Source organism: Streptomyces sp. NPDC051051, assembly GCF_040682975.1.
GTDB lineage: Bacteria > Actinomycetota > Actinomycetes > Streptomycetales > Streptomycetaceae > Streptomyces.
The window spans coordinates 71069-78345 of record NZ_JBFBCB010000039.1 but is presented as its reverse complement, the minus strand read 5'-3'; the positions used below and the strand labels follow the sequence as shown (position 1 = coordinate 78345).

At 69.6% G+C, this 7277-nt stretch carries 6 protein-coding genes; 1 reads left to right on the top strand and 5 read right to left on the bottom strand.

Annotation, left to right across the window (positions count from 1 at the left end):
• Positions 1-416: 416 nt before the first annotated feature.
• Together AB0N31_RS26445 and AB0N31_RS26440 are read right to left on the bottom strand one after the other, a co-directional pair.
• Entirely contained in the window at positions 417-995 is a 579-nt protein-coding gene (locus AB0N31_RS26445) for a hypothetical protein (protein WP_366060922.1), read from the bottom strand.
• 146 nt (positions 996-1141) lie between these two features.
• Positions 1142-1519, bottom strand: a complete 378-nt coding sequence (locus AB0N31_RS26440; protein ID WP_366060921.1) for a DUF3846 domain-containing protein — start codon at positions 1517-1519, stop codon at positions 1142-1144.
• A gap of 553 nt (positions 1520-2072) precedes the next feature.
• On the opposite strand from AB0N31_RS26440, the gene AB0N31_RS26435 reads away from it, so the two are divergent.
• On the top strand, positions 2073-3956 hold the full coding sequence (locus tag AB0N31_RS26435; RefSeq protein ID WP_366060920.1) for a pentapeptide repeat-containing protein: 1884 nt from the start codon (positions 2073-2075) through the stop codon (positions 3954-3956).
• Positions 3957-4017: 61 nt separating this feature from the next.
• Here AB0N31_RS26435 and AB0N31_RS26430 read toward each other — a convergent pair whose 3' ends face one another.
• From AB0N31_RS26430 to AB0N31_RS26420, 3 genes are all read right to left on the bottom strand, one after another.
• Positions 4018-5022, bottom strand: coding sequence for a hypothetical protein (locus AB0N31_RS26430; RefSeq protein ID WP_366060919.1), 1005 nt, complete (start codon positions 5020-5022; stop codon positions 4018-4020).
• Positions 5023-5113: 91 nt separating this feature from the next.
• Positions 5114-5668, bottom strand: a complete 555-nt coding sequence (locus tag AB0N31_RS26425; RefSeq protein ID WP_366060918.1) for a helix-turn-helix transcriptional regulator — start codon at positions 5666-5668, stop codon at positions 5114-5116.
• A gap of 128 nt (positions 5669-5796) precedes the next feature.
• Complete coding sequence (locus AB0N31_RS26420; RefSeq protein WP_366060917.1) at positions 5797-7191, bottom strand: DnaB-like helicase C-terminal domain-containing protein; 1395 nt, start codon at positions 7189-7191, stop codon at positions 5797-5799.
• Between the last annotated feature and the right edge of the window lie 86 nt (positions 7192-7277).

Here is a 7277-nt window from a genome sequence, read left to right as displayed (position 1 = left end):
CAACACCCCGCTTCAACCACTCTTCCCTCCCCGACGCTCTTCCGATCTCTGCGCCCGGGTGTTGCGCTCCCGCTCCGCGGGAGCGGAGCTGCTCGCTCCGCGAGCAGCTCACCGGCCCGGCGCAGCCGGGCCGGTGACGCTCCGTCCGCTGCGCTCCCGGAGCTGCGGGGCCTGCAGCCCCGCGAGGTGGCTTCCGCTGCGCTCCAGCCACCCGGGGCGCTGCGCGCCCCAACGGTCGGCCCCGCTGCGCGAGACCGGCCAACGGGCCTGCGGCCCGGGCAGCAAGGGGAGAGGGTGGCCCGGGTCGGTGAGCCTGCATCAGGTGATGCAGCATGTAGCTTTGGCGGATCCGTCCCACCCCCGTGCTTCAAACTGTAACCCCGGATGAGTTATGGAACCAGGACACGCCACCGGTCTCATCGGTTGCGTCCGATGTGGGCTACCCAGGTGACGGCCTGGACTTTGCTGGGGATTTCTCCGATTTCCTTTGCTGCGGCGCGGTAGCAGTCGGCGAGTAGGTTGTAGCGGCCGACCGCTCCCAATCCTCGATCCCGCTGGCCGTAGATTTCGCGTACGGCGATGTCGTGCGCGTGGCGGTCGATCACAACGGCGTCCGGGTTCTCTGGGTCGGCGATGCACAGGTAGAAGAATCCGGTTTTGACGTGCATGGGCAGGACTTCGCTTGGGTCGGCGCCTGCCATGATGCGGTTTGCCTTGGTGATTGCGTCGCGGACGTGTCCGCTTGCGCTTCCTTCGGCGAATGCCTTACGGGCGAGCCTGCAATTTTCGGCCCATGATTTGTTGGCGGAGAGTGCAGCGAGGACGCCCGCACCTTTTGTGGTGTCTCCTGTTGCGATTTCTGCGGCGAATTTGTGAGCTGTGGCGTACCACTGGAGGCCGCGTGTTCTCTGGTCGGCTGTGGCTGCGTGCCACTGGTCGATGATGGCGCGGGTGTAGGCGGCGCGCTGGAGCTCGGTGCACTTGACGGGGATCATTCGTCCTCTGGTGGGGTGGGCGCGCGGGATGGGGGGCGGAGGAGCGGCCTCGATGGGCGCTCAACTCAGGCCGGCGGCGCGCGGAAAGCGGTTGGGAAGGGGACGGGGCGGGAGGGTTGTGCGGGCCTCCCGCCGCCTTTAATGCGTCAGTTGGTGCGCGGGTCGGGCATGGTGGGAACGTTGATTCCTGCCAGCTTCAAAAGGGCGTGGCAGTGGTCGAGGGTGAGGCCCTTGGTGTCACCTCGGGTGTCGGGGCCGCCGGTGAATACGGCGGTGCCGTGGTAGGGCTGGTGAACGGGTGCGGAAAGGGCGTAGAGCGTGAGGGCTGGAATGTTGACGGGGCTGTTCTTGAGCATTCCTTCGTCGTCCAGCCACATGGATACTTCGGGGGAAAGGTCGACAACGGCGATGCTGGTGCAGTCGATTTCGCGGTAAAGGGTGCTTAAGGTGTCGCCGGTGCTGCGCCATTCGATGACGTTGAAAGAGGTGTCGGGGTGGAGAACGAGCGCGAGTGCTGCGGACATGGGTGTCCCCTTTCAGGGCGTGAGGGGCTTTGGCGTTGGTCGACTACTACCTCCGACCAACAAGAAAAGTGTATCGCAACTTAACTTGTGATCCAAGGGTTTCCGCAGGTCAACGCACTGGCGTGGCGGGCCGGGGCCCGGTCGTCGTGCCGCCTATCCGCACCGCGCAGCGGTTCGGATTTGCCGTCCGGCCGTCGCAGACGGCGGGGCAGCGCGCAGCGTCTGCCCCGGTACCGGGCGGGCCGCCGGTAGGCCGCACAGCGGGCCCGGCGAGGGTGGAAGGCAGGGCGAGCGTGCGGAGCACGCGGTCGGGCGCGCAGCGCCCCGGCGGCCTGGCCCACCCGGGCGTGAGCGCGCGCAGCGCGCGGTCCGGGGTGCGCAGCACCCCGGACACGCCCCCGGCGGCGTGGCGGGCCGGGCCCCTGCCCGCCACGCCCAGGAGAGGGCACCGGTTATCTCGGGTGGCTGACCATCGCCGAGCCTGAACCGTTCCCGGCCCCCGGGGCGTCCCTACGGGCACCGTGACACCGGGACACCGTGGAGCTGCCACAACATGAGCACATCCGAACCGCCAGACTGGCCGCACTGCGCACATGGTGCAGACCCTGCTGCCGATCCCGTCGGCTGCCGCGGCATCCACGTCCCCAGCCACACCGCGTGCCTCGCCCACCTGGCTGACGCCGACCGCGACGCCTATCTGACCAGCCTGACTCCCGGCGCCGGCATCGACCATCGGGGCACCAGCTTCACTGAATCCCTCCTCAACGGCTTACTCAACGCCCTCCGAGACCCCACGACCGGTCACCCCCGCTTAGGTGTCGCCCGGTTTGAGTGGGCGACCTTTGAGGGCGTCGCCGGGTTCGATCCGGCGACCTTTGAGGGCGTCGCCCGGTTCGGGTCAGCCACCTTCAAGGGCAACGCCGGGTTCGATTCGGCAACCTTCAAGAGCGTCGCCCGGTTCGATTCGGCAACCTTCCAGAGAAACGCCCGGTTCGATTCGGCAACCTTCAAGGGCAACGCCGGGTTCGAGTGGGCGACCTTCAAGAGCGACGCCCAGTTCGGGTCGGCGACATTCGAGGGCGTTTCTTGGTTCGAGCGGGCGACCTTCGAGGGCGTCGCCTGGTTCAAGGGGGCGACCTTCAAGGACGTCGCCTGGTTCGGGTCAGCCACCTTCAAGGGCGACGCCTGGTTCGCGTCGGCGACCTTCAAGAGCGTCGCTGGGTTCGAGTCGGCGACCTTCAAGAGCGACGCCTGGTTCAGGTGGGCGACATTCGAGGGCGTCGCCTGGTTCGGGTCAGCCACCTTCAAGGGTGACGCCTGGTTCGCGTCGGCGACCTTCGTGAAGGCTGACCAGTTGGGACCTTTGGCGTGTGCTGGGCGGGTTGTGCTGTCCGGTACGGCGTTCGGTGGCCCGGTGACCCTCTCGTTCGCTGCGCGCCGTCTGGAGTGCCGTCGCACTCGCTGGTCATCGACGGCGGAGATCCGCCTGCGCTACGCCACGGTGGACTTCACTCATGCCGTGTTCGAGTACCCCCTCACGATCGCCGCCGAGCCTGATCCGTTCGTATTCACCGACGGCGTGCGGCTCGCCGAAGACCTTCTTGCGAGCGCGTACGGCCCTGGGGTGCGGGTGGCGTCGCTGCGCGGGGTGGACGCGGCCCATCTGGTTCTTGCCGACCTGGACCTGTCGGAATGTTTGTTCACGGGCACGGTTCACCTGGACCAACTCCGTCTGGAGGGAGCCTGCACCTTCAACGCCGCGCCGCGCTCTGTGCACTGGCGGCGCTGGCCGCCCGTGCGGTTCACCGAGCGCCGTGTCCTGGCCGAGGAACACCACTGGCGGGCAAGCCAGCCGGGGGCAGTGCCGGGCTGGGTGCCCGGCACCGGGTGGGCTGGGCCCCTGCAGCTGGCTCCGGTGTACCGGGCGCTGCGCAAGGCCTTCGAGGACGGCAAGCACGAGCCCGGGGCGGCGGACTTCTACTACGGGGAGATGGAGATGCGCCGCCACGCCGACGACATCCCCCGCAGCGAACGGAGGCTGCTGACCGCCTACTGGGCGCTGTCCGGCTACGGCCTGCGCGCCTCCCGGGCCCTGGCCTGGCTCGGGACGGCCATACTCGTCACCATCGTCCTGCTGATGGCCTTCGGCCTCGCCCAGGACACCCCGAAGCAGACCGCGACCGGCACCGTCCCGGCCGGCGGGGGCAAGGTCACCTTCGAGATCGGCAAGGACGATCCCCGGAACCCCACCGGCGACCGGTTCACCGGTAAGCGCTTTGAGAAAGCCCTGAACGTCACCTTCAACTCGGTGGTGTTCCGCGCCTCCGGCCAGGACCTGACCACCGCCGGCACCTACATCGAGATGACCTCCCGCCTGACCGAACCTGTCCTCCTGGGCTTGGCCGTCCTCGCCGTCCGCAATCGCGTCAAACGCTGATACATCCGGGCACGGCTCGGGCCCCCAGGGACGTCCTGGGGGCCCCAGTCAAGCGGGGAGGTCAGCCGGTGGCTTCCAGGGCCTTCACGAGGTCGGCAGGGTCAGGGGTGATGCCGGTGGCGAGGTAGCGCACATCCGGGCCGGGCGGGGGCCAGGCTGCGCCCCTGCCGAGGGGGTGGCGGCGGGAGGGCGAGGTGCGCCAGCCGTGCCGCTCGGACCAGACCAGAGCCGCAGCCGGCGCTTCGGGGCTGTCCAGGACGAGCGCGGCGAAGACGTCGTCACCCTGGGGGTGCTGGACGGCCGGCGGGGTGTCGGTGGTGGTCCAGCCGCGGGCGTGCAGGGTGCGGGCGACGTCGGCGAGGTAGGGGCATGCCTGGCGGCCGCGCAGGACGGCCTCAGCGCGGATGCCTGCGCGGCGGGTCAGCCCGGCCGGGTAGCCGAGCTCTGCGGCGGCCTGCGCGGCTGTGACCCCGCGCTGCTCCATCACGTCGGCCATCCGCTCCGCGCGGCACTGCGTCAGTGCGGCCTGGGCGGTGTTGCGGTGCACGCCGAGCTGCTCGGTGACCCCGGCCGCGGTGAGGGCGGGATCGTCGTCCAGGAGCTGCGCGACGCGCGCCGGGAGCAGATCGCGCGGGACCTGGTCACCGGTGCCCGCAGGGCGGCCCCCGCCTCCGCCGGGACGGGATCGGGGGGCAGGGGTGTAGTCCCGCACGACGTGGCGGGGCCAGTGCTCGACCCCGCCGACGAGCACCATATGCTCACTCACCGGCGGGCTCTTCTTGCGGCGGTCCCATGCGTGCAGGGGGATTCCGCTCAGCGCGGCAGCCTCCTGACGATCCAGCAGGTCATCGTCATCGTCCACCGTCGGCAGCACCGGGACGGGGCGGCCGGCGAGATAGGCGTCGACCTGCTCGCCGTCGTAGAGCCGGGTACGGCCCGCGCTCAGCGGCGCGGGAAAGCCGGCCTGCAGACGGCCCGAACTGAGCAGGGTCGGCACAGCAATGCCCTGCTGCGCAGCAATGTCGGCGAGGGTGCGCACCAGGTGCCGGCGTCCGGCGCGGATCATCTTTGGTCCTCCCAATCCGGCGAACACCGGAAGTCGAGAAAACGGTAGCGATTTCACTACCGCCACGGGCAGGTAGGCAGGCAGCAGCCGCCTATAGGTCGAACTCCAGGTGCTCGACGTCGGTGAACTGGATCTCCAGGCCGTGGGCGCGACGGCCCCCGTCGCGGAAGTACATCTCGCCCAGGCCTTCGGCGGCGATGTCGCGCAGCTGCTGTTCGCTGGCGCCGGCGTCGTGGGCGTCGAAGAGGCGGGCCGCGTGCTGCGGGGCCAGGGCGATGGTGAGGTGGCGGATGCGGGCGTCGTCGGTGGTGCCGGGCGCCGCGGTGAAACCGAACCGGGCGCGGGTGTCGACGACCAGGCCCGTGCTGGTGGCGGCTTGACGACGGGCTTGGGCGCGGATGCGGGGCTGCCACCGCTCGCGCACGGCGTCGGCCAAGCGCTGGGCGAGGTCGGCGCGAGGCCGGCGGATCTGGTCTTTGACGTACCGCTCGACGGTCCGCTGGGAAACGCCGAGCGCGTCGGCCACCGCCCGGGTGCCCTTGAGCTGCTTGACCAGATAACGCATCTGCGCGCCGGCCGACTTGGGGATGGGCCGGGTGAATGCCTGCTGCACGGCTCGCTCGAGGCCGTCTCCCACGAGACCCATGGGACTCTCCGTTCATGATCGGCTGTATGAGGCTGTGGCGGTCGATCGCCTGGCCCGGCAGGGAAGTTATCGCCGGGCCAGGTGATCGGCTGCGAGAGGGGCGCTCAGGGCGTCTGTGGGGCTGCCCGTCAGGTCCGCGCCATGTCCACGAAGCGGGAGTAGTGGAGTTGTGCCGCGACGGTCACGCAGGCGGTGGGCCCGAAGCGGTTCTTCTCGATGACCAGGTCGACCTCACCGGCGCGCGGGGACTCCTTGTCCTGCGCGTCGGCCCGCTCGACCTTGATCACCACCGATGCGTCGTTCTTGATGGCCCGTGACTCGCGCATGAGGCCGTCGTCGTTGAGCTGGGACAGGGCGATGACGTGGCAGCCGAGCTGGACGGACAGGTTCTTCAGGCCGCGGGAGACGGCGGCGACGGCCTGCTCGCGGGTGATGTTGCGGAACTGCTCGGTCTCGACCAACTGCACGTAGTCCACGACCAGGAGGCCGAGGCCTTCGGCGCGGGCGCTGGCCCGGGCGGCGGAAGCGATGTCGCCCAGGGATGCGCCGTCGGGCCGGTAGACCCGCAGCGGCAGCTTCTGGAACAGGTCCGGCCCCAGGGCGTGGATGGTTTCCCACCCTTCCGGGGTGAGGCCGCCTTGGTGGGTGAGGTGGTGCAGGGCGATCTTCCCCTCAGCGGCGGCGATCTTCTGCATCAGCTCGGTGCTGCTCATCTCCAGCGAGGAGAACATCACCGGGGCGCCCGTCTTGGCGGCGGCAACGGCCATGTTCAGCGCGAGCGTGGACTTGCCCACGCCGGACTGCGCGGCCACCACCGTCACGTTGCCCGGCTGCATGCCGGAGGTGAGGGTGTCGAGGTCGGCGAACCCGTAGGTCAGGCCGACCCGCCGTCCGTTCTGGATGTCTTCGGTCTCCGCGACGAAGTCGAGGTAGAGGTCGCCGACCACGGGCGGTGCTTCGCGCAGGCCCGGAGTGCCGGCGACGATGTCGGTGAGCTGCTGCTCGACCAGGGCGCGCACTTCGTCCTCGTCGCCAGCCTCGCTGAAGGCGTACTCGAGGATGCGGTTGGCCGACTCGATGACCGCGCGCCGGTAAGCCTTGGCACGGACGATCTCGGCGTAGCGCGCGCCGGTGGCAGGGGTGGGCACTGTCTGGACACAGGTGTGCAGGTAGGGGGCTCCGCCAACACGGGCCAGCTCCCCACGCTCGGTCAACGCATTGCCGATGGTGACCGGGTCCACCGGCTCGCCCGCCTGGTGCACATCCAGGATCGCGCGGTGAATCATCTGGTGGGCGGGCCGGTAGTACTCCTCGGCGACGAGACCGGTGTCCAGGATCTCGCCGAAGAACCGGTAGGAAGCGCTCTTCGGACTGCCGGACAACAGCAGCGATCCAAGGACCGACTGTTCGGCCTGGAGGTCCTGCGGCGGCACGCGGGTGAACGCGGCCGGCTGCCTGCCCTCGGGTGCGTCGAGGTCGTCACCGGGGACGTCGTGGCTCTGGGCGGGGGTGCTGGTAGACACTGGAGGTCTCCTGGTCGGCGGTGTAAGCGGGCAGGGGATTTCGCGGGCCGCTCCCCTGCATGGGAGCGGCCCGCACTGCTGTCTGG

Coding starts and splice junctions, on each gene's coding strand:
- AB0N31_RS26445 (WP_366060922.1), bottom strand. CDS start 995: ATGATCCCCGTCAAGTGCACCGAGCTCCAGCGCGCCGCCTACACCCGC.
- AB0N31_RS26440 (WP_366060921.1), bottom strand. CDS start 1,519: ATGTCCGCAGCACTCGCGCTCGTTCTCCACCCCGACACCTCTTTCAAC.
- AB0N31_RS26435 (WP_366060920.1), top strand. CDS start 2,073: ATGAGCACATCCGAACCGCCAGACTGGCCGCACTGCGCACATGGTGCA.
- AB0N31_RS26430 (WP_366060919.1), bottom strand. CDS start 5,022: ATGATCCGCGCCGGACGCCGGCACCTGGTGCGCACCCTCGCCGACATT.
- AB0N31_RS26425 (WP_366060918.1), bottom strand. CDS start 5,668: ATGGGTCTCGTGGGAGACGGCCTCGAGCGAGCCGTGCAGCAGGCATTC.